The sequence below is a fragment of the Streptomyces sp. NPDC056738 genome (assembly GCF_042790435.1).
In the GTDB taxonomy this organism is placed as follows: domain Bacteria; phylum Actinomycetota; class Actinomycetes; order Streptomycetales; family Streptomycetaceae; genus Streptomyces.
This window is the reverse complement of sequence record NZ_JBHTZF010000005.1, coordinates 145909-166759: the sequence shown is the minus strand read 5'-3', so window position 1 is coordinate 166759 and position 20851 is coordinate 145909. Positions and strand designations below refer to the sequence as shown.

Annotated in this window: 19 protein-coding genes; 10 read left to right on the top strand and 9 right to left on the bottom strand. The window is 72.1% G+C overall.

Annotation, left to right across the window (positions count from 1 at the left end):
* The first annotated feature begins 20 nt into the window (after window positions 1–20).
* Window positions 21–737 (top strand): VOC family protein, encoded by a 717-nt coding sequence (locus tag ACFRIC_RS14830; protein ID WP_382784696.1) that lies wholly within the window; start codon window positions 21–23, stop codon window positions 735–737.
* A 118-nt stretch (window positions 738–855) separates the two neighbouring features.
* On the opposite strand, the gene ACFRIC_RS14825 is transcribed toward ACFRIC_RS14830, so the two are convergent.
* On the bottom strand, window positions 856–1767 hold the full coding sequence (locus ACFRIC_RS14825; RefSeq protein ID WP_382785899.1) for an EamA family transporter: 912 nt from the start codon (window positions 1765–1767) through the stop codon (window positions 856–858).
* Between the two features lie 51 nt (window positions 1768–1818).
* Here ACFRIC_RS14825 and ACFRIC_RS14820 point away from each other — a divergent pair, with 51 nt between their 5' ends.
* The 3 genes from ACFRIC_RS14820 to ACFRIC_RS14810 are packed head-to-tail and all read left to right on the top strand — an operon-like array spanning window position 1819 to window position 3456.
* A complete protein-coding gene (locus tag ACFRIC_RS14820) occupies window positions 1819–2361 on the top strand; it encodes a MarR family winged helix-turn-helix transcriptional regulator (protein ID WP_382784694.1) in 543 nt (180 codons plus the stop codon).
* Between the two features lie 50 nt (window positions 2362–2411).
* Window positions 2412–3110, top strand: coding sequence for a VOC family protein (locus ACFRIC_RS14815; RefSeq protein ID WP_382784691.1), 699 nt, complete (start codon window positions 2412–2414; stop codon window positions 3108–3110).
* A gap of 40 nt (window positions 3111–3150) precedes the next feature.
* Window positions 3151–3456: a hypothetical protein gene (locus ACFRIC_RS14810; protein WP_382784689.1), complete on the top strand. Its 306-nt coding sequence runs from the start codon at window positions 3151–3153 to the stop codon at window positions 3454–3456.
* 40 nt (window positions 3457–3496) lie between these two features.
* On the opposite strand, the gene ACFRIC_RS14805 is transcribed toward ACFRIC_RS14810, so the two are convergent.
* Together ACFRIC_RS14805 and ACFRIC_RS14800 are read right to left on the bottom strand one after the other, a co-directional pair.
* Window positions 3497–4000 (bottom strand): hypothetical protein, encoded by a 504-nt coding sequence (locus ACFRIC_RS14805; RefSeq protein WP_382784687.1) that lies wholly within the window; start codon window positions 3998–4000, stop codon window positions 3497–3499.
* A gap of 28 nt (window positions 4001–4028) precedes the next feature.
* A complete protein-coding gene (locus ACFRIC_RS14800) occupies window positions 4029–4469 on the bottom strand; it encodes a hypothetical protein (protein WP_382784685.1) in 441 nt (146 codons plus the stop codon).
* A 221-nt stretch (window positions 4470–4690) separates the two neighbouring features.
* On the opposite strand from ACFRIC_RS14800, the gene ACFRIC_RS14795 reads away from it, so the two are divergent.
* Both ACFRIC_RS14795 and rph read left to right on the top strand, forming a co-directional pair.
* Window positions 4691–5818, top strand: coding sequence for a MerR family transcriptional regulator (locus ACFRIC_RS14795; protein ID WP_382784682.1), 1128 nt, complete (start codon window positions 4691–4693; stop codon window positions 5816–5818).
* 298 nt (window positions 5819–6116) lie between these two features.
* Complete coding sequence (gene rph, locus ACFRIC_RS14790; protein ID WP_382784677.1) at window positions 6117–8753, top strand: rifamycin-inactivating phosphotransferase; 2637 nt, start codon at window positions 6117–6119, stop codon at window positions 8751–8753.
* 147 nt (window positions 8754–8900) lie between these two features.
* On the opposite strand, the gene ACFRIC_RS14785 is transcribed toward rph, so the two are convergent.
* Window positions 8901–9422, bottom strand: coding sequence for a hypothetical protein (locus ACFRIC_RS14785; protein WP_382784675.1), 522 nt, complete (start codon window positions 9420–9422; stop codon window positions 8901–8903).
* A 144-nt stretch (window positions 9423–9566) separates the two neighbouring features.
* Here ACFRIC_RS14785 and ACFRIC_RS14780 point away from each other — a divergent pair, with 144 nt between their 5' ends.
* A complete protein-coding gene (locus ACFRIC_RS14780) occupies window positions 9567–10097 on the top strand; it encodes a hypothetical protein (protein ID WP_382784672.1) in 531 nt (176 codons plus the stop codon).
* Window positions 10098–10241: 144 nt separating this feature from the next.
* Window positions 10242–11111 carry an SDR family oxidoreductase gene (locus ACFRIC_RS14775; protein ID WP_382784669.1) on the top strand — a complete coding sequence of 290 codons (870 nt, stop codon included), beginning with the start codon at window positions 10242–10244 and terminating at the stop codon, window positions 11109–11111.
* A gap of 20 nt (window positions 11112–11131) precedes the next feature.
* Here ACFRIC_RS14775 and ACFRIC_RS14770 read toward each other — a convergent pair whose 3' ends face one another.
* Window positions 11132–12094, bottom strand: coding sequence for a LysR family transcriptional regulator (locus ACFRIC_RS14770; RefSeq protein WP_382784666.1), 963 nt, complete (start codon window positions 12092–12094; stop codon window positions 11132–11134).
* A 160-nt stretch (window positions 12095–12254) separates the two neighbouring features.
* Here ACFRIC_RS14770 and ACFRIC_RS14765 point away from each other — a divergent pair, with 160 nt between their 5' ends.
* Window positions 12255–13499, top strand: a complete 1245-nt coding sequence (locus tag ACFRIC_RS14765; RefSeq protein WP_382784663.1) for an MFS transporter — start codon at window positions 12255–12257, stop codon at window positions 13497–13499.
* Between the two features lie 12 nt (window positions 13500–13511).
* Here the strand turns inward: ACFRIC_RS14765 and ACFRIC_RS14760 are convergent, their stop codons facing one another.
* The 4 genes from ACFRIC_RS14760 to ACFRIC_RS14745 all read right to left on the bottom strand — a co-directional run bounded on the left by ACFRIC_RS14760 (window position 13512) and on the right by ACFRIC_RS14745 (window position 19159).
* On the bottom strand, window positions 13512–15023 hold the full coding sequence (locus tag ACFRIC_RS14760; protein WP_382784660.1) for a protein kinase: 1512 nt from the start codon (window positions 15021–15023) through the stop codon (window positions 13512–13514).
* A gap of 129 nt (window positions 15024–15152) precedes the next feature.
* Window positions 15153–16598 (bottom strand): 3-hydroxybutyrate oligomer hydrolase family protein, encoded by a 1446-nt coding sequence (locus ACFRIC_RS14755; RefSeq protein ID WP_382784657.1) that lies wholly within the window; start codon window positions 16596–16598, stop codon window positions 15153–15155.
* A 186-nt stretch (window positions 16599–16784) separates the two neighbouring features.
* Window positions 16785–18086 (bottom strand): PHB depolymerase family esterase, encoded by a 1302-nt coding sequence (locus tag ACFRIC_RS14750; protein ID WP_382785897.1) that lies wholly within the window; start codon window positions 18084–18086, stop codon window positions 16785–16787.
* A gap of 416 nt (window positions 18087–18502) precedes the next feature.
* Window positions 18503–19159 (bottom strand): TetR/AcrR family transcriptional regulator, encoded by a 657-nt coding sequence (locus ACFRIC_RS14745; protein ID WP_382784654.1) that lies wholly within the window; start codon window positions 19157–19159, stop codon window positions 18503–18505.
* 70 nt (window positions 19160–19229) lie between these two features.
* Between ACFRIC_RS14745 and ACFRIC_RS14740 the strand changes: the two genes are divergently transcribed.
* The gene (locus ACFRIC_RS14740; protein WP_382784651.1) at window positions 19230–20837 is read left to right on the top strand and encodes an FAD-binding oxidoreductase; all 1608 of its coding nucleotides are present in this window, start codon (window positions 19230–19232) and stop codon (window positions 20835–20837) included.
* The last annotated feature ends 14 nt before the right edge of the window (window positions 20838–20851 follow it).

Below are 20851 nucleotides of genomic sequence, written 5' to 3'. Positions count from 1 at the left end.
CGAATCGGAGTTGCCCACGTATGACCAGTCGACTGTTCGCGATCTGCTTCAACGCCACCCGGCCCTCGGACCTGGCGCGGTTCTGGTCCGGCGTCCTGGGCTGGCGGCCGGCCGACGGCCAGGACGACGACGTCGCGATCCTGCCGCCCGACGGAACCGGGTTCCGTATCCGCTTCCTGCCGAGCCAGGAACCCAGGACCGGCCGGAACCGGGCGCACTTCGACCTGACGAGCGCCACCCCGGAGGATCAGCGGCGGACGGTCGCTCGGGCTCTGGAACTCGGTGGCGATCACCTCGACGTGGGCCAACTCCCGGAAGAGGGACACGTGGTGCTGGCCGATCCCGACGGCAACGAGTTCTGCGTCATCGAGGCGGGCAACAAGTTCCTCGCCGACACCGGAGTCATCGGCGCGCTCGCCGGCGACGGCACCCAGGAGGTCGGCTACTTCTGGAGCGAGGTGCTGCAGTGGCCCCTGGTCTGGGACCAGGACCAGGAGACCGCGATCCAGTCGCCGGACGGTGGTACGAAGATCACCTGGGGCGGTCCCCCGGTGGCACCGAAGACGGGCACGAACAGGCTGTTCTTCGAGCTCGCGCTCCCCGCGGGCACCGACCTGGAAGGCGAGGTCGCCCGTCTCGTCTCGCTCGGCGCGACACGGACGTCCACCGGCGAGGGCCCCGGCGACCCCGTCCTGCTGCTCGATCCCGACGGGAACGAGTTCGTCGTACGGCGGTAGCGGCAGCCGTAGCGGCAACGGCAACGACCCGGAGCCGCTGTTCGTCTTCCGGCTCCCCGCGTGGGGCGTTCGCCGACCCCGCACCGCGCGGCGTACGCCCCTCACCGTTCCGGCCGGCTCACCGGCGGACCGCCCCCGGTCGCGGATCCCTCGCGGGGCTCGCCTGTGGTGACCCCTGAACCGCTATCTGCCGGGCGGCGCGCCGGGGCCGGCCGAGGACGACGCCGGCCAGGACCAGGACCAGGCCGCCCAGTTGCTGCACGGTCATCGCCTCGTTCGCGACCACCGTGCCGAGCAGGACGCCGGTGACGGGATTGAGCAGTCCGACGAGTCCGACCGTCCCGGTGGGCAGATGCCGCAGCCCGGTGAACCAGGCGGCGAAGGCCAGCGCGGTGGCTATCAGGGTGACGTAGCCGTACGCGAGGGCCGTCGGTGCGGAGAGCGCGGGAGGGGTGCCTTCCACGACCGCGGCGACGGGGAGCAGGAACAGGCCTCCGGCGGTGAGCTGCCAGGCGGTGGAGTCGAGCACGTCGACACCGGCGCTCCACCGCTTGGCCAGGATGAACCCGAAGGAGGACACCAGCATCGCGGCGCCCGAGGCGAGGACTCCCGGGACGCTCACCGCGCCCACGCCGGAGAGCAGCATGAGGCAGACCCCTCCGAGTCCGATCGCGGCGCCGGCCAGATGGGCGCCCCGGGGCCGCTCGGAGACCAGGGGCCAGGCCATGAGCATCATCGTCAGCGGGGCCACCGCCATGACGGTCGAGGCCACGCTCGTCGACAGGAGCTGGGAAGCGGCGTAGACGAGGACGAAGAACACGCTCATGTTGAGCAGCCCGAGCACCGCGGACCGCCACCACCACGCGCCGTGCGGCAGTCGTCGGCACAGGGCGAGCAGAACGAGGCCCGCGGGCAGAGCCCGCAGGGCGGCCCCGTAGAGGGGTCGGTCGGCCGGCAGGAACTCGTGCGTCACGAAGTAATTGGCTCCCCAGGCCACTGGTGCGACCGCGGTCAGGGCCACCCACCGCATATTAGCTTCCATAGAAGCTAATATAACTTCCCGGGAAGCTAATATGAAGCCATGGAGCATGATGAATCTCACGAGCACGGTGGATCCCGGGACCGCGTGGCCCACATCCAGGCGGAATGGCGCCGCGAGCGACCCGACCTCGACATCACGCCACAGGGAGTGATCGGCCGGTTGCACCGCCTGGCCGGCCGGCTCACCGAGGAGCTGCGTCTCGTGTACGACCGCTACGGACTGAGCGAGGGCGAGTTCGACGTCCTGTGCGCACTGCGCCGGGCCGGTGAGCCCTACGAACGGGCGCCCGGGGAACTCGCCGCCCACACCATGGTCACCACCGGCGCGATGACGAAGCGGATCGACCGCCTGGAGCGGGCCGGGCTCGTCACCCGCCGCCGTTCCGACGACGACCAGCGCGGCCGGATCGTCGCCCTCACCGGACCCGGACGCGATCTGATCGACCAGGCCTTCACCGACCACATGCGCAACGAACGGCAGCTGCTGGACGCGCTCACGGCGACCGAGGCCGCGTCGCTGGAGACGCTGCTCGCCACCTGGCTCGCCCGTATGGACGATCCGCGCGCTCCTGTCGACGAGTGAGGGGAGGCCGCCGGGCGGGGACTGTCGGCGCCGCACGCTACGTTGGCGGCATGATCGAGGGTGAGAACAGGACCGGACCCATCAGGCCGCAGCGCTTCCACGAGACCGCCGGCCTCGAGGACTGGCGTGTGGTCGGCGAGGGGGCGTGCGCCTACTTCCGGACCGGGTCGTTCGCGGTCGGCGCCCAACTCGTACGGGCCATCGGCGAGTTGCCGGGAGTCCTTGACGACCACCCGGACGTCGACCTGCGCCGGGAGGGTGTGACCGTACGGCTGATCACGCTCACGGACGACTACTACGGACTGACCGAGCGGCACATCGACCTCGCCGGGCAGATCTCCGCGCTCGCGCGCTCGCTGGACATCGCGGCCGACCCCTCCGCCGTCCAGACCGTGCAGGTCACCGTGGACGCGCTCTCCGTTCCCGGCGTGGTGCCGTTCTGGCGTGCCCTGCTCGGTTACCGGGATCGCGCGGGCAGCGGCGAGGACCTGGTCGACCCGGGCGGCCGCGGAGCGCCGTTCTACTTCCAGGCGATGGACGCCCCGAGGCCGCAGCGCAACCGGGTCCACGTCGACGTATGGCTGCCGTACGACGAGGCCGAGGCACGGATCGCCGCGGCCCTGGCGGCGGGCGGGCGCCTGGTGAGCGACGTCGACGCCCCCTCGAACCGGGTACTGGCCGACCCCGAGGGCAACGAGGCCTGCGTCGGCGTGGCCGGTCCCCCCGAGCCGGCCGCCGGTCAGCGATAGTCTCGCGCGAACGGATCCGGAGCGAAGGGCGAGCCCAGCGGTGATACGAGACCTGTACAACGTCCGGACGCGGCCCGCCAAGGACGCGCCCGAACCGCTCTCCGCCGAGGAGGAGGCGCGCTTCCGGGCCCTGCTGTTCACCGAGCTCGGCAACAGGATCGCCGACGTGGGATGGGCCAGATACCCCGCCCATACCCGTCAGGACCGCCGTCGGCTGGTCGACGTGGCGCAGCGCCTCTCCGCCCACTGGGGCCTGCAGGTGGGCGTCGAGGCGGAGGACGAGTGCCGCCTCAGACTCTTCCTCGTCGACCGGACGCCCGACGCCTCGCTGCCGACGCGTTCCTGACACGGATCGGCCGGGATCGACCCGACCGTCGGCCCGCAGGCTAGGGCCCGACCTCCTGGCAACGGGCGTCGTCCCGGGACCGCCAGGAGGCCGGGGACGCGGCGCGTCCGTGTTCGAGGAGCCAGGCGGTCGCCTCCGCCAGGCCTCGGGCGGCTTCGAGCGGCGTCGTGAAGGTTTCGGCCCTCGCGGCGAGCGTATGGCCGCCGCAGTCCGGCACCTGGTCGCACAGGACCATGATCTCCGCCTCGACCTCCCACGGCGGACCCCATGTCAGGTCCCAGAGGCACCGGCGCGGAAAGCACAGGTCGGCGGTGAATCCGACTCCCTCCGCCTCGGTGGCTGCGAAGAGCCCCGCCGCCACGACGCCCTCGGTCCGCCGGAACACGAGGCCGTCGCCGGTCCCGCCCTCGCGCGCACCGAGGTGCCGGGCCAGGTCCCGGACACGTGCGTCGGCCTCGGCCAGGGCTCCGCGGACCGCTTCGGGTTCCGGCACCTCCGGAAAGACCCACCGCAGATCGCCTCGGCTCAGCGGGATGGTTTCCATGCGCCCGACTCCCACTTCCATGACCGGCTCATCGGCCCTGGCGCAGGCCGCCCAGCTCGGAGGCTCGCTTCAGGGCCGGGACGAACTCCGGATTCGCCTGGAGGACAAGGATCGCCACGGTCCTGGCGTCGCGCCGCACCAGTTCGAACCGGTGGAAGGTGAGCAGGGGCGACAGGTTCGACATGTGCGTCAGCACGGTGACCCGGTCCCAGGGAACGACGTGCTTCACCTGGCCGAACAGTCCCGTGACGGCGAGACCGCCGGTGTGGATGTGGCACAGGCGCAACCCGGCCCGCGCGGACAGCCGGCCCCAGGCGATCCGCAGCCCGATCAGGCCCAGGATCACGGCTGTCGCGATCAGCCCCTTGGAGAGCCCGCCATGAGGCCGCTTGAAGATCAGGAATCCCAGAAAGACGAGAACGAACAGCACGGTCAGGCGCCGGAACATCTGCAGAACAGCGCCCGTCACACCGGCTATCGGGTAACTCCCCCGTCTGTCACCGAGTTCCGCCGTGATCCCGGCACCCCGCGTCATGCTGCCCCCCGGTCGTCGCCACCACTCCCACGGTCATCGGTACCGCCCCGATGGAGCGGATCAGCGTGGAACGGGTCAACTATCAAGCCCCGCACCCGCGTTGACAAGACCGTATCCGTCGCCCCGGTCTTGACCCTCACGCGACGTGATGCCGCATGGTCGGTGGCGTGGAGGAACACCTGACCGTGGGACGCGTGGCGGAGCTGGCCGGCGTGAGCGTCCGCACGCTGCATCACTACGACGAGATCGGCCTCGTACGGCCGTCCGCGCGGACCGCGGTCGGATACCGGGCCTACGCGGCGGCCGACGTGGAGCGGCTGCGCGAGGTGCTCGCCTACCGGCGGCTGGGCTTCGGACTGCGGGAGATCGCGGATCTGGTCGACGACCCGGCCACCGACACGGTCGCGCACCTGCACCGGTTGCGCGGCCTGCTGCTGGATCAACGGGACCGCGCGGCGGCCATGGTGACGGCGATAGACAGGGAACTGGAGGCACGGGCCATGGGGATCAGGACGACACCGGAGGACCAACTGACCATGTTCGGAGCCACGTTGTACGACGTCATCGGGTCCGCGTACCCGGCGACCCGGCGGACCGAGCCGCGGATCGCCGCACGGGTCTGGGAGGCGCTCGGGGACGCCCGGACGGTACTGAACGTCGGCGCCGGCACCGGCTCGTACGAACCCTCGGACCGCAATGTGACCGCGGTGGAACCGTCGGCGGTCATGCGGGCCCAGCGCCCCGCGGACGCCGCGCCCTGTGTGGCCGCGAGCGCGGAGAACCTCCCGTTCGAGGACCGATCCTTCGACGCGGCGATGGCGTTCAGCACCGTCCATCACTGGCGGGACCCGATCGCCGGGCTGCGCGAGATGCGGCGCGTGGCCCGGCGCGTGGTGGTGGTCACGTACGACGCCGGGAGCCCGGCCTGGCGCGAGCGGTTCTGGCTCATCCGCGACTATCTGCCCGAGTTCGCCGACCTGCTGACCGACTGGCCGTCGCTGGCCGACCTGACCGACGCGATCGGGGGCCGGGCGGAGCCGGTGCTCATCCCGTGGGACTGTGCCGACGGATTCTTCGAGGCGTATTGGCGCAGGCCCGAGGCGTATCTGGAGGAGTCCGTGCGCCGCGCGGTGTCCGTATGGACCAGGGTCGGGCCGGAGGCCGAGCGGCGGGCCGTGACACGACTGCGCGACGACCTGTCCTCGGGCCGGTGGGCCGAACGCAACCACGACCTCGTCGCCCTCGACGCGGCGGAACTCGGACTCCGCCTGCTCGTGGCCTGAGACGACGGGAGCGCGGAAACGACAAAGGCAAGGAGAGCCCTCTCCTTGCCTGTCTCAAGGTATAGCGCACTGGGGGGCTTGCGGCAAGGCCCCGGTCGGCGCGCACAATCGTCGCTCTGTGCCCCGGCCCGCGAAGGCGCGGGGCGCGCGCCGCCCGACTGGCGGAGCGGCCGGACGCCGCGTCAGCGGGAAGGCAACGAGGGATGACGACGTGTTCGGCAAGAGGTTCGACAGAGCGGGGGCGCCAGTGACCGGACGACGCAGGACGACACAGCACGGCCGCCCCGGAGGCATCACGATGACAGAGCAGCTCGGACGACACGAGCGGTACGAACGGCACGAGCGGTACGTGCTGGATCTTCGAGAGGCGGACCGGACAAGCATCGCGGTCGTCGGCGGCAAGGGCGCGCATCTGGGCGGGCTGTGGGACATCGAAGGCGTCCGTGTGCCGGCCGGCTTCTGTGTGACGACGGACGCGTTCCGCCGGATCATGGCGGCGGAGCCGTCGCTCGACGACCAGCTCGACGCGTTGTCGGGTGTGGAACCGGACGACCGGGAGGCGATCCGTACGCTCAGCGCGCGGATCCGCCGGACCGTCGAGGAGATCGCCGTCCCGGGTGACCTCGCGGCGGAGATCACCCGCGCGCTGGCCTGGCACGGCGACGAGCGGGCCGCGTACGCCGTCCGGTCCAGCGCGACGGCGGAGGACCTGCCGACGGCCTCCTTCGCCGGTCAGCAGGATACGTATCTGAATGTGGTGGGACCGGCGGAGATCCTGCGGCACATCAGCCGGTGCTGGGCGTCCCTGTTCACCGAGCGGGCGGTGACCTACCGCCGGCGGAACGGCATCGACCACCGCGCGGTCCGCATGGCCGTGGTCGTCCAGCGGATGGTGTTCCCCGACGCGTCCGGGATCCTGTTCACGGCCGACCCCGTCACCGGCGACCGGAAGGTCTCCACCGTGGACGCCGGGTTCGGTCTCGGCGAGGCACTGGTCTCGGGACTGGTGAACCCGGATGTCTTCAAGGTGCGGGACGACGAGGTCGTCGAGAGGACGATCGGCACCAAGCAGCGTGCCGTCGAAGCGCTGCCCGCCGGTGGTACGCGGGAAGTGGCGATCGACGCACGGCGGCAGGAGCGACCGGCGCTGACGGATGAGCAGGTCGTACGGCTCGTACGCCTGGGACGGCGGATCGAGGCACACTTCGGCTGCCCCCAGGACATCGAATGGTGCCTGGCCGACGACGACTTCCTGATCGTGCAGAGCCGGCCCGTCACGACGCTGTTCCCCGTCCCGAAGGCCGACGACCGGGAGAACCACGTCTACGTCTCCGTCGGCCATCAGCAGATGATGACCGACGCCATGAAGCCGCTGGGGTACTCCATGTGGCAGCTCACGGCCATGGTGCCCATGCACGAGGCCGGCGGGAGACTCTTCGTCGACGTGACCCCGCGCCTGGCCTCGCCCGCCGGCCGGACCGCCCTCCTGGACCTCATGGGGAAGGGGGACCCGCTGGTCAGAAACGCGTTGGAGACCGTCCTCGAACGTGACGACTTCGTTCCCTCGCTCCCCGACACAGCTCCCGGCGGGCCCCCGGCTGGCGCCGAGTCCACCCCGGCCGAGGCTGATCCCGCGATCGTCACCGAACTCGTCGAGCGGAGCCGGGTGTCCATCGCCACCCTGGAGCGCGACATCCGCGCGAAGACCGGACCGGCGCTGTTCGACTTCCTGCTGGAGGCCTTCGAGGAGCACAAGCGGGTCCTCGGTGATCCGCTGAACATCCGGGCCATCATGGCGGGGATGGAGGCCACCTGGTGGCTCAACGACAAGTTGCTGGAGTGGCTGGGCGAGAAGAACGCGGCCGACACGCTGACCCTGTCCGCTCCCGACAACATCACCTCCGAGATGGGCCTGGACCTGCTCGACGTCGCCGACGTGATCCGCGCACGGCCGGAGGTGGTGGCGTTCCTGGGAGGCGTCGAGGACGACGGCTTCCTGGACGAGCTGCCGAAGCTCCCCGGCGGGACCGAGGCCCGCGACGCCATCGAGACCTACCTCGACCGGTACGGCATGCGCTGCGTCGGCGAGATCGACATCACGCGGCCACGCTGGCGCGAGCGCCCCGCCACGCTCGTACCCGTGATCCTCGACAACGTCAGGAACTTCGAACAGGGCGCCGCCGAACGGCGTTTCGAGCAGGGGCGGCACCGGGCGCGGGAAAAGGAACAGGACGTACTTTCACGCCTGCGGGCCCTGCCGGACGGGGACCGGAGGGCCGACGCGACCAAGCGGATGATCGACCAGGTCCGGGCCTTCGCCGGATACCGGGAGTACCCGAAGTACGGCATCGTCAGCCGCTCCTTCGTCTACAAGCGGGCCCTGCTGGAGGAGGCGGAGCGCCTCGTACGGGCGGGCGTGCTCGCCGAGCGGGAGGACGTCTTCTACCTCACGTTCCAGGAGGTGCACGAGGTCGTCCGGACGAACCGGGTGGACGACCGGCTCGTCCAGCGGCGCAAGGAGGCGTTCCGCTCGTACCAGGCGCTCACCCCGCCCCGGGTGCTCACCTCGGACGGTGAGGCACTCAACGGGGCCTACCGGCGCGACGACGCACCCGACGGCTCCTTGGTCGGCCTGCCCGTGTCCGCCGGGACGATCGAGGGCAGGGCCCGCGTCATCCTCGACATGGCGGACGCCGTTCTCGAACCGGGCGACATCCTGGTCACCCCCTTCACCGACCCCAGTTGGTCACCGCTGTTCGTCTCGGTCGCGGGCCTGGTGACGGAGGTGGGCGGTCTGATGACCCACGGCGCGGTGATCGCCCGGGAGTACGGGCTGCCGGCCGTCGTGGGCGTGGAGGGGGCCACCCGGCTGATCCGGGACGGGCAGCGGATCCGTGTGCACGGGACCGACGGATACGTCGAGCTCCTGTCCTGACCGACATCGCCGGCGGGTGCATCCACCCGAGCCCCTGCGGGGAACACCGGCCTCGCCGGCTCTCCCCGCAGGGGGCCGTGGTCCCGGTCAGTGACCACGGCACCCTTCCCGGCGTGTCACCTCACGGCGTCGGCGCCACCGTCGGCGTCACGGCGCGACGGGGTCGGTGTAGTCGTCGAGCAGGGGGCTGTGGCGTTCGGTGAGGGGGCCGACTCCGAGGTCCTCACGCATCAGCTTGCGCATCCTCGCGGCCGCTTTTCCGCGTGCCTCCCAGCGGGCGCGGTCCTGCGGACTGCTGACGGCGGTGCCGTCGATGTAGGCGTCGCAGATGTGGCGCAGGCAGTGGAACACGCTGTTGGAGGCTTTGACGACGGGTTCGGGCGCCGTGAGCCACATCCGTTCCGACGCGACGGCTATGCCGGAGTCCCTGAACGCCTCGCGCAGCGCGAGCGCCCGCTCGTCGTCGGAGGCGTGCTGACGCTCGGCCAGGGCCCGCAGGGTCTCACCGAGGACTTTCACGGTGGTGGTGTACTGCGTGTAGACGTCGAGCCGGAGGCGGACTCCGTCCTTGACGTCCTCGCGCTTCCACCGGTTCCGGTCGGCGATGAGGGTGGAGCCGATCCCGATCGCGGCCCCGGCCAGGGTGGAGAGCAGTGGCAACCAGTCCATGCGGGCCAGCTTGGGCCATCCCGCCCCGGCCGCACCAGGTGTACTCCCCGGGAGCGAACCCCCGTCGGGGCGGCCCCGGGCCGAAGACGGAGATCATCGGCCGCTCGTCGCTCACCCGGACTCCGCGCTCGGTACGGTTCGATCATGTCCGCGTTTCTTCAGCAACTCCCGGCTCTCATAGGCGTCGTGATCGGCGCGCTCGGCTCCTATCTGGCCCTGGTGCGCAGCGATCGCGAACGGTTCAAGCGTGACCGGGCGAGCCGGTGGGAGGAGCGGCGCCTCGCCGTGTACTCGGAGTACGCGCGGTCGTTGAAGAAGTCGGTGACGCTCACCTACCGGGTCGCCGCCCACCTGGGCAACGACCCGCATCCGCACCCGTTGGCCCTGGACGAGGCCGAACCGCTGCTCGCCCGGGCCACCGACGACCGCGATCCGCCGGGCGAGGCCCTGCTCATGCTGGGCAGCCGCGAAGTGGTGGACCGGGCCCGGGAATGGGTGACCGTGGTGATGGAGATGGAACGGTTCCAGCGCGCGGGCACCCGCGACCCACAGGCGTGGCAGGCGCTCCTGGAGCGTCAACGCGTCGGCCGCGAGGGCTTCTACGCGGCCGTACGCGAGGATCTCCAACTGCCCCCGGGACACCCGGGCCGATGGCTGAGCATGCCGGAGGCGTGACCTGAGGCGACTCGTGCGTCGGGTCGTACGCGTCCGCCGGCCTCCGGCGTCACACTCGTCTCGTACCGCTTCGCCCCCTTCCTCTCGGCGCAGTCGGCGCCCCCGGCGCGGCAGGCGCCCCGTACCCGCTCCAGGAGGAGAACGTTGGCTCCCACCGATGCCACCTACGCGATCACCGGAGCCTCCGGCCGCCTGGGCGGGCGCATCGCGCGTCGGCTGGCCGCCGCCGGCATCGCCCAGACCCTGCCGTCCCGCACCCCCTCCCGCGCGCCGCAGCTCCCCGGCGCGGTCGCGGTACCGGGTTCCTACGACGACCGCGAAGCCCTCATGGCCGCCCTTCGTGGCACCGACCGGGTGCTGATGGTCTCGGCCTCGGAGGCTCCCGACCGGCTGCGGGACCACCGCACCTTCATCGACGCCGCGGCCCAGGCCGGGGTCGCCCACCTGGTGTACATCTCCTTCTACGGGGCCGCGCCCGACGCGACCTTCACGCTGGCCCGGGACCACTGGCACACCGAACAGCACATCCGCGCCGCCGGGATCCCCTTCACCTTCCTGCGCGACAACCTGTACGCCGACTTCATGCCCGCTCTCGTGGGCGCCGACGGCGCGATCCGCGGACCGGCCGGTGACGGCCGAGCGGCCCTGATCGCCCAGGACGACATCGCCGACGCCGCGGTGGCGGTCCTGCGCGATCCGCGTCCGCACACCGGCCGCGCCTACGAACTCACGGGACCTGAGGCACTCACCCTCACGGACGTCGCCCGTGTCCTCACCGCCGTCGGCGGCCGCCCGGTCACCTACGTCCCGGAGACGACCGAGGAGGCGTACGCCTCCCGGGCGGCGTACGGGGCACCCGACTGGCAGCTCGACGCATGGGTGTCCACCTACACGGCGATCGCCGACGGCTCCCTCGCCACCGTGACCACCGCTGTCGAGGACCTGACCGGGCATAGGGCCACATCGCTGGACGAGGTCCTGCGGGCGGCGGGCGACGGACCCCCTGCCGCTTGAGGCGAGCGCGGCCGCCGCGCTCAGCGCCGGAGCACCCAGCCCGGCGTCCAGGTCCCGGCCGCGTCGTGACCGGCCGTCTGCGCGGCGAGGTGGGCGCGGAGCGTGGCGAGCGCCGGGTTCGGATTGTCCCGGTGCCACAGGAGCGAGTGCGGGTAGACGGGGGTCGGATCGGTCACCGGGATCAGCCGCAGACCGCGCTCGTCGCGCCAGGTGCCGGGGGCGCCTCCCGGCGACAGCCCGGGCAGGGTGCGCTCGCCCATGAACGTGGCGAGCGCCGGGGTGTCGGCGACGGTGTCGAGGAGCGCGTCGGAGCCGAAGTTGGGACCGGTCGCCTCGATGGTGAGCCCGAACTCGGCGGCGAGGTCGTCGTAGTACGCGGCCCACTCGGTCCCGGGGACGATGCCCGGCATCCAGATCCGGTGACCGGCGAGCTCGGCGACGGTGACCGAAGGGGCCCCGGCCAGCGCGTGGGCGGGGCCGGTGAGCAGGTGGAGCGGCTCGTCGAGCACGCGTACCGACTCGATGTCCTCGGGCAGGGGCCGGCCCGGCACGGAGACGGCGCGGAAGGACGCGTCGATCGCACCGGACCGGATGGCGGCGACGGCCGTGTCGATCTCGAACAGCATCACCACGTCGAGGTCGACCTCGGGGTGCGTGCGGTGGAAGCCGCGCATCAGGCCGGAGCCCGCCCCGCGTGAGGCGATGATGTCGACGCGCAGGGGACGGCGGCCGGTGCGCACGGACGCGACAGCGCGTTCGGAGACACGCAGCAGCTCACGCGCGTGGGGCAGGAACGCCTGGCCGTCGATGGTGAGCTCGGCGCCTCGCGGTGTGCGCGTGAACAGGCGCACACCGAGGGTCCGCTCCAGCACGGCGACGCGTTTGGAGACGGCCTGCTGGGTGACCGCCAGCTCGGCGGCGGCCTCCTGGAACTGCCCCGCGTCGGCGACGGCGACGAACGTCCGGACGGTGTCGAGGTCCACGGGCCCACCCTAGCCCTACAACCGTTGGTTGTGGCGCGCGGTCACGCGGTTGTTTGATCCCCGGTCACGGCGCTCGCTTTGATGTCCTCGCACGCGGACCGGTCGTGCGGCGCGGGACGAGGGGCGAGGTGAGAGGGACGCGGTGCGAGGGCTGTCGGGCATGAGGAGCGGGCATCGGCTGGGGCGGCCGTTCGGGTGGCTCTGGGCCGCGTACGGGACGAGCGCGCTCGGCACCTGGCTCGCCTTCGGCTCGTTCGAGCTGATCGCCATCCGGGTGCTGAACGCGGGCGCGGCCGAGGTCGCCCTGCTCGCCTCCCTGGGGGCGGCCGTGGGCGCGGCCATGGCGGTTCCGCTGGGCCCGTGGATGGAGTTCCGGCGCAAGCGGCCGGTGCTCGTGGCGATGGACCTGGTGCGGTTCGCGGCGCTGCTGACGATCCCCGCCGCGTTCGCGCTCGGTGTGCTCACCTTCGTACAGCTCCTGCTCGTCTCGATCGTCGTCGCCGCGGCGGACATCGCCTTCCGTGCCGCCTCCGGCGCCTATCTGAAGACGCTGGTGGCGGCGGAGGACCTGCTGGTCGCGGGCGCCCGGTTCGAGTCGACGGCCTGGACGACCACGATCGTGGGACCACCCCTGGGCGGTGCGGCGATCGGGCTTCTCGGTCCGGTGGCGACGGTGGTGGCCGACGGGGTCAGCTACCTGCTCTCCGCCCTGGGCGTCCGCGCGACGGGCGGCCACGAGCCGCGGCCCGAACGCCGGGCGGCCGCGCGACCTCGGGCCTCGGACCTGCTCGACGGCTGGCGATACATCCTCGCCGACCCCACCCTGCGTCCGCTGTTCTTCAACACCGCCCTGTTCAACGGCCTGGTGATGGCCGCCCAGCCGCTGCTGGCCGTCCTGATGCTCGGCCGGCTCGGGTTCGCGCCCTGGCAGTACGGCCTCGCCTTCGCCGCGCCCTCGATCGGCGGCCTGCTCGGATCACGGCTGGCCCGGCCGCTGGTCACCCGGTTCGGACAGCGTCGGGTCCTGGTCGCGTCCGGGGCGCTGCGCGCCGTCTGGCCGCTCGGCCTGGCCTTCCTCGGACCGGGCACCGGCGGACTGCTGCTGGTGACGGGCGTCGAGCTCGGGCTCATCTTCTGCTGCGGGGTCTTCAACCCCGTGTGCTCCACCTACCGCCTCGAACGCACCGCGACGGACCGGGCCGCCCGCACGCTGACCGCCTGGGCGGTCACGACCAAGGGCGCGACCGCGCTCCTGACGGCGCTGTGGGGCGTACTGGGCGCCCTGCTCGGCCCGCGCACGGCCATCGCCCTGGCCGGCGTGCTCCTGCTGGCGACCCCGCTGCTCCTCCCCCGGCGCACGCGGGCGAACCCGGCGACCACGGAGGCGGCACCGGGGCACGTCTGAAACGGTGTCGGCTCAGCCACGCCCCTTGATGTAGCGGCCGATGCAGCTGTTGGTGGTCGTGCGGCCGCGTTCCGCGCAGAACGCGAGGGCCGCGCTGTTGTCGGCGAACGGACCGGGCGCGTAGATCACCCAGTAGCCCGGGCGCAGGGGCGCGTAGTCGTCGCTGCGCAGCACGAGCGCTTCCGGTACCGAGAGGCGGATGTCCGCGAGATGCCGGTCGCGGGACGCGGTACCCGCGGAGAAGGGTTCGGAGGAGAGCTGGGCGATCCAGCGACCGGACGCCGCCGGAGCGGGCGACGACACCTCGGGACGTGCGGGGGTGGACGCCACCACGTCACCACGGGCGGGACTCGACGCCACCACGTCACTGGGCGCGGCGACGGGACTCGGACTCCGCTGCGGCTGCGAACTCTGCGGTGTGGTGGCGGGTGCGGCGGACGTGCTCGGCGTGGAGCCCGCTGCCCGGTCGGAGGGCTTGTCGCCGCCGAACGGGCCGAGGGTGAGCACCAGAGCGGTGATCGCGACGACGGTCAGGGTGAGCGCGACGGCGAGGACGGCTCCGCGATTCCGGTGCGGAGGTCCGGGGACCGGGGAGTCCGGCAGGGTGAGCGGAGCCGGGAAGGACGGGGCCGGAAAGGATGGGGCGGGGACGGGCGGTGTCAGGACGGGCGGGGCCGGGATCGACGCCGCGGTCAGGGTCGGCGGGTCCCACCGCGGTGAGGCGCCCGACTCGACCTGCGCCAGCATCGCGTCCAGGCGCGCGCCGTCGGGGCGGGCGGCCGGGTCGCGTACGAGGAGGGACTGCAGGACCTCGGAGAGGGGGCCGGAGCGCACGGGCGGCGGAACCGGGTCGTCGAGGACGGCGGCCAGGGTGGCGAGCGTGCTCACTCGGCGGAGCGGGCTGACACCCTCCACGCACACGTACAGGAGCAGCCCGAGGGACCACAGGTCGGAGGCCGGGTCGTCGCCGTGGCCGCGGATGCGCTCGGGGGCCATGTACTCGGGAGAGCCGACGAGTTCACCGGTGACCGTGAGGGCGGTCGCGCCCTGGAGCGCGGCGATGCCGAAGTCCGTGAGCACGGCCTGGCCGTCGGGACAGAGCAGGACGTTGGCCGGCTTGACGTCCCGGTGCTGAATGCCCGCCGCGTGGGCGACTCGCAGGGCGGCGAGCACCTGCCGGCCGATGCGCGCGCTCTCCATCGGGCTCAACAACCCGTCGGACAGGCGTTCCTGCAACGACCGGCCGGGCACCAGCTCCATCACGATCCACGGGTGGGGCTGTGTGTCGACGATCTGGTGGACGGTCACCACGTGCGGATTGCTGAGCCGTGCCAGGGCCTTCGCCTCGCGCATGACCCGTTCGCGGACCGCCTGGGACGCCTCCGCCTCCGGATGTACGGCTTTGAGGGCGACGTCCCGGTCCAGCACGGTGTCGCGGGCCCGCCACACCGTGCCCATACCCCCGCTGCCCAGCCGATCGATTAACTCGAAGCGCTCGTCGATCATGTCCCCCGGTGCGTTCATACGCGTCAGGTTAAGGCAGGAGACGAAGGCCGAGACCCGGTTCCCGTCACCGGTACGCCCGACGGCGTATGGGGACGCCGGTGCCGAGGCTCCCCATGAGGCGGTACGGCACCACCGGGCCCGACGCGGCTATTCCAAGGGGCATTCGGTCAGCAGCGCCGAGGCGTCCGCGTCGGCCGGACGCGGCACGGTGTGGCCGGCCGGAGGGCGTTCCTCGCCGGTCAGCCAGCGTTCCAGTGCCACGAAGGCCGAGCGGTGACAGGGGGTCATCGGGCGGAGCTCGTCCGGGAAGGCGTCGACGAGCGAGTCGGTGTGGGTCCCGTCCGCGATGCGGTAGTACCGCAGCAACGAGCCCCGCCCGGCCTCGCGCACCATGCGGGCGTAGACGTCACCGTCACGGCTGATCGGCAGCAGCACGTCGAGCGTTCCCTGAAGGGTGATCAGGGGCTTGCCGATGCGTCCGGTCAGCGCGATGCGGTCGACGGCCCGGTGCACGGACCGCGGTCGCGTGCCGTAGTCGTAGTCGGCGTCGCAGCCGGGGGTTCCGGAGGCGCAGAAGGGGGTTCCGGCCTCGGTCGCCCCGTCGTAGCCGGGGTCCAGTTCCTCGCGGTAGATGCGCTGGGTCAGGTCCCAGTAGGTCTTGTAGTGGTACGGCCACAGGAACTCCGACCCGGCCGGATAGCCGGCCGCGTGCAGGGCGTCCCGGGCCGCGTCGGCGCCGGGTCCGCCGGCCGCGTAGTCCGGGTACGCGCGCAGGGCGGCCGGCAGGAAGCCGAGCAGGCCGCCGTCGGAGTTCCAGAGCGTGCCCTCCCAGTCGACTCCCCCGTCGTAGAGCTCGGGGTGGTTCTCCAGTTGCCAGCGGACCAGGTAGCCGCCGTTGGAGATGCCGGTGGCGATGGTGCGGGACGGGGCCTTCCCGTAGCGCTCCTTGACGACCGTGCGGGCTGCCCGGGTGAGCTGGGTGAGCCGGGTGTTCCACTCGCTCACGGCGCCACCGGGGCGGCTGCCGTCGCGGTGGAAGGCGAGACCGGTGTTGCCCTTGTCGGTGGCGGCGTAGGCGTAGCCGCGTGCGAGCACCCAGTCGGAGATCGCGCGGTCGTTGGCGTACTGCTCGCGGTTGCCCGGTGTCCCGGCGACGACGAGTCCGCCGTTCCAGTGGTCGGGCAGCCGGATCACGAACTGGGCGTCGTGGTTCCAGCCGTGGTTGGTGTTGGTGGTGGACGTGTCGGGGAAGTAGCCGTCGATCTGGGTCCCGGGCACGCCGCTGGGCGTCGGCAGGTCCTTGGGCGTCAGACCCGCGTAGTCGGCGGGGTCGGTGTGGCCTGAGGCCACGGTCCCGGCGGTGGTCAACTCGTCCAGGCAGAAGGTCTCTTGGTGGGCGGCGCCAGGTACCGGCGGATGGCCGCCGGCGGAGCAGGGCCCGGTGTGCGGGCCGTGGCCGCCGACGGCGGGCGTCGGGCTGGCTGACGCGAGGACGCCCGAACCGGCGGTCGCGAGCACGAGCGCGCAGAGCGCGGCCCGCCATCGGGGCGGTCGTCCGCCGGGTGGGGTGACGTCCGTACGGGGCTGCGGCATCAGGGACCTCGTATCCGAGTGGGGTGGGGTGAAGTGGGGTGGGAGAAGTGGGGTGGACGCGCCGGAGGCCAGTGAGGCGAGGCCCGGTGGGGACATGTGCGGGGCCGCCATGATGGCGGGGGCGGGAGCGGGGTCGGCCACCATGGCGGTCCACATTCGGTCGTCTTCAAGCAACCTGAGGTCCGGTCAGGGACAGCCGCCGTCGGCGATGGTGTAGGTGCCGACGGGTGACTCCTTCAGGGTGTGGGTGACGAAGGTGTTGTACAGACCCATGTTCTGTTGGGAGCCCTTGGCGTAGGTGTAGCCGCCGCTGGTGACGGCCCGGCCGGCCTGGACGTGGGCGTAGTTGCTGCTCGTCCAGCAGGCGGCGGTGGCGCCGCCGGTGGTCGTGACGGTGACCGTCCCCGAACGGGGGCCCGCAGCACCGGTGTTGTCGCGCGCGGCGACCGCGTAGGTGTGCGTCGTGCCCGCCTTCAGTCCGCTGTCCGTGTACGACGTACCGCTCACCGTGGCGACCGGGTCGCCGTCGCGGAACACGGCGTAGTCGGCGGCGCCGCTCACCGCGCCCCAGGTCAGGCCGACGCCGGTGTCGGTGACCGCGGTCGTGGCCAGTCCCGTCGGTGCGGGCAGCGAGCCGCCGCCGGATCCGGAGCCTTCGAGGCCGAAGAAGCGGGCGATCCAGTAGCCGGAGCAGATCGAGTCAAGGAAGTAGGGGGCGCCGGTGGCTCCGCACTGCTGGGCACCGCTGCCCGGTTCGACCGGGGTGCCGTGCCCGATGCCCGGTACCGCGTCGACCTCGACGGCGACCGTGCCGTCCGCCGCCAGATACTCGTCGTGCCGGGTGGAGTCGGGCCCGATCACGGAGCTGCGGGTGGGGGTCTGGGACAGCCCCTGGACCGCCGTCCACTGGTCGCGCAGCTCGGTGGCGTTGCGCGGCACGACGGTGGTGTCCTGCTCGCCGTACCAGATCGCCGTACGGGGCCACGGACCGCCGTACGAGGGGTAGGCGTCGTGGACCCGCTGGGCCCAGGCGCTCGGAGCGAGGTCGACTCCGGGGTTCATGCAGGTGTACGGGCTGTTGTCGCGGGTGCAGTCGTAGGGCAGACCGGCGACGACCGCGCCGGCGGCGAAGACGTCGGGGTAGGCGGCCAGCATCACGGAGGTCATGGCGCCGCCCGCGGAGAGGCCGGTGACGTACACCCGACCGGGGTCGGCCCCGTAGGCGGCGACGGCGTGGCTCACCATCTGGCTGATGGAGAGGGCCTCGCCCTGTCCGCGTCGGTTGTCCGTCGTCTGGAACCAGTTGAAGCATTTGTTGACGTTGTTCGAGGAGGTCGTCTCGGCGAGCACGAGGACGAAACCGTCACGGTCGGCGAGCGCGGGCAGTCCGGAGTTGTCGGCGTAGACCTGAGCGCTCTGTGTGCACCCGTGCAGGGCGACGACCACGGGCGGCTTCGCGGGCAGGGACGCCGGACGGTACACGTACATGTTCAACTGGCCCGGATTCGAGCCGAAGTCGGTGACCCGGGTGACCGGCACGGCGGCCTGGGCCGCGGGCGCCGGGCCGGTCAGGGCCACCCCCAGGACGAGGGCCACGACGGTGAGGAGGCGGCTCAGCAGCGGGGCCGGCCTGTTCCGGCGCGTTCGGGGCGGAGTGGGGCGTTGCACGGCGGCTCCTTGTCTGGGGTGTCCGGCCCCCGCACGTACGGAGCCGTCCCTGACTCCGTGCGCGCGGGGCGTTGCGGAACCCCAGAGTCGACCGCCTGTGACCGCCGTGACATGGCGTCCGACACCACAACCGTCGGCACGTCAGTCGGCGTCGCGCGGATTGCGGGAGCGCCGCCCGGTCTGCTAGGCCGAGCGGTTGTCCGATGATCCCCCGGGCGTGCCGGATGCCCCGGGTGTCACCTCGGACGGCTCTCCGGGCTCTCCGGGGTCGCCCACAGATCCGGGCAGAGCACGGCGACGATGCGTTCGAAGCGGGCGGCCATCTCGTCGGCCGTCTGCTCGGGGTGGTGCCGCCACCAGGCGACGGCGGCGCTCACGGTCCCGTACCAGAGATGGGTGACGAGGTCGGCGTCGAGGGGTTCCACGGCCGGGGAGGTGTGCAGGAACTCGGACACGCCGACGGCGCCCATCCGGTTGAGTTCCCTCCGGTACACGGCCGCGGCGTCGTGCAGCGGACCCTCGGCCGGGAGCGTCCCGTCGTAGACGAGTTCCCAGTCGTGCAGTCGCGATTCGAGCGCGCGGAAGACGGCCTCCAGGGTGCGTACGGCGCGCGAGAGGTCGGAGGGCCCCCGCTGGGCGGACCCGACGGCTTCGACGAGGCGGGTGCCCGCCTGGTCGAGGCAGGTCAGATAGAGGCTGTCCTTCGATCCGAAGTACTCGTAGATCATCGGCTTGGTGATGCCGGCCCGCGCCGCCACGTGCGCGGTCGCCCCGCGCGCGTAGCCCTTCGCGCCGAACTCCTCGGCGGCGGCCTCCAGGATCAGCCGTTCCCGGTCCTTGCGCGGCATCCCCTTGGTTCCCACGCCCTGCGTCGCCCTCGGCTGCTTGCTCATGTCTCCACCCTATGCCAAAGTGACCGGGCGGTAAGTTACCCAACGTTCAATTCAAGCGCCTGGGGAGACGATGAGCGGCAAGACGCGTTCGTGGTGGGGCTGGGGAAACGTCGAGGACGCGGTGACCGGCGCGGAGCGGGCGGAACTCACCCGGCGCACGGCCGAGTTGCTTCCGGACGCGGACCTGACCGTGAACCCGGCGCCTCCGGTGGAGTCGTTCGAGGTGGCACCGAGCCGGGTCACGGCTCCCCCGGCGCTCGCCGCCTCGGCGTCGTACGACATCCGCGACCGGCTGGCGCACAGTCACGGCCAGGCGTTCCGTGACGTCGTCCGGGCGTTGCTCGGAAAGCTGCCCCATGTGCCGGACCTCGTGGTGCGGCCCACGTCGGAGGCCGAGGTGGTGCGGACCTTGGAGTGGTGCGACGGCGCCGGCATCGCGGTCGTGCCGTTCGGCGGCGGCACCTCGGTCGTGGGAGGCGTCGAAGCCCGTACGGGTGCGGAGTACGCCGGAGTGGTCAGCCTGGACCTCGGCTCCATGAACCGGGTTCTGGAGGTCGACGGGACCAGCCGGGCCGCGCTGGTGCAGGCCGGTGCCCTCGGCCCGCACTTGGAGGAGCAGCTCAGGCCCCACGGCTACACGCTCCGCTTCTTCCCGCAGTCCTTCGAGTTCTCCACGCTCGGCGGCTGGCTGGCGACCCGGGCCGGCGGTCACTTCGCGACGCGCCTCACCCACATCGACGACCTCACCGAGTCGTTGCGGGTGGTCACCCCCGCCGGTGTCGTGGAGAGCCGCCGCCTCCCGGGCTCCGGTGCCGGCCCCTCGCCCGACCGGATGTTCCTCGGCTCCGAGGGAAGCCTCGGTGTCATCACCCAGGCCTGGGTACGACTTCAGGACCGGCCACGTTGGCGGGCGGGGGCGTCGGTCGCCTTCAAGGACTACGAAGCGGGAGTCCGGGCCGTACGGGCGCTGGCGCAGTCCGGCCTCGATCCGGCCAACTGCCGTCTGCTGGACCCGATGGAGGCGTTCATCAACGCGGGCAGTCCGAGCGCGGTCCTCGTGCTCGGCTTCGAGTCCGCCGATCATCCCGTCACCGCCTGGATGGAACGCGCCCTGGAACTGTGCCGCGATCACGGGGGCACGCTTCCGGAGCCGCCGCGCCACACCGACACCGCGGACACGGCCGCGCGGACCGCGGCCGCCGACACCTGGCGCGCCTCCTTCCTGCGGATGCCCTACCAGCGGGACGCCCTCGCGGCTCAGGGCATGATCGTGGAGACGTTCGAGACGGCCTGCACCTGGGACCGGTTCTCCGAACTCCGCGCGGCCGTCGACGCAGCGGCCCGGGACGCCATGCGCCAGGTCGGCGCCACGGGTGTCGTGACCTGCCGGTTCACCCACGTCTACCCCGACGGCCCCGCCCCGTACTTCGGGGTCTACGCCGCGGGCACGTGGGGCAGGACCGTCGAGCAGTGGGACGAGATCAAACAGGCGGTCTCCGAGGCGCTCATCGCGCACGGCGCCACCATCACCCACCATCACGCGGTGGGCCGGGACCACCGGCCGTGGTACGACCGGCAGCGCCCGGACCTGTTCGCCGCGGCTCTGCGGGCGGGCAAGGCCGTGCTGGACCCGTCCGGGATCCTCAATCCCGGAGTCGTGATCGACCCCTTTCGCTGAACCGGTTCCCTTCA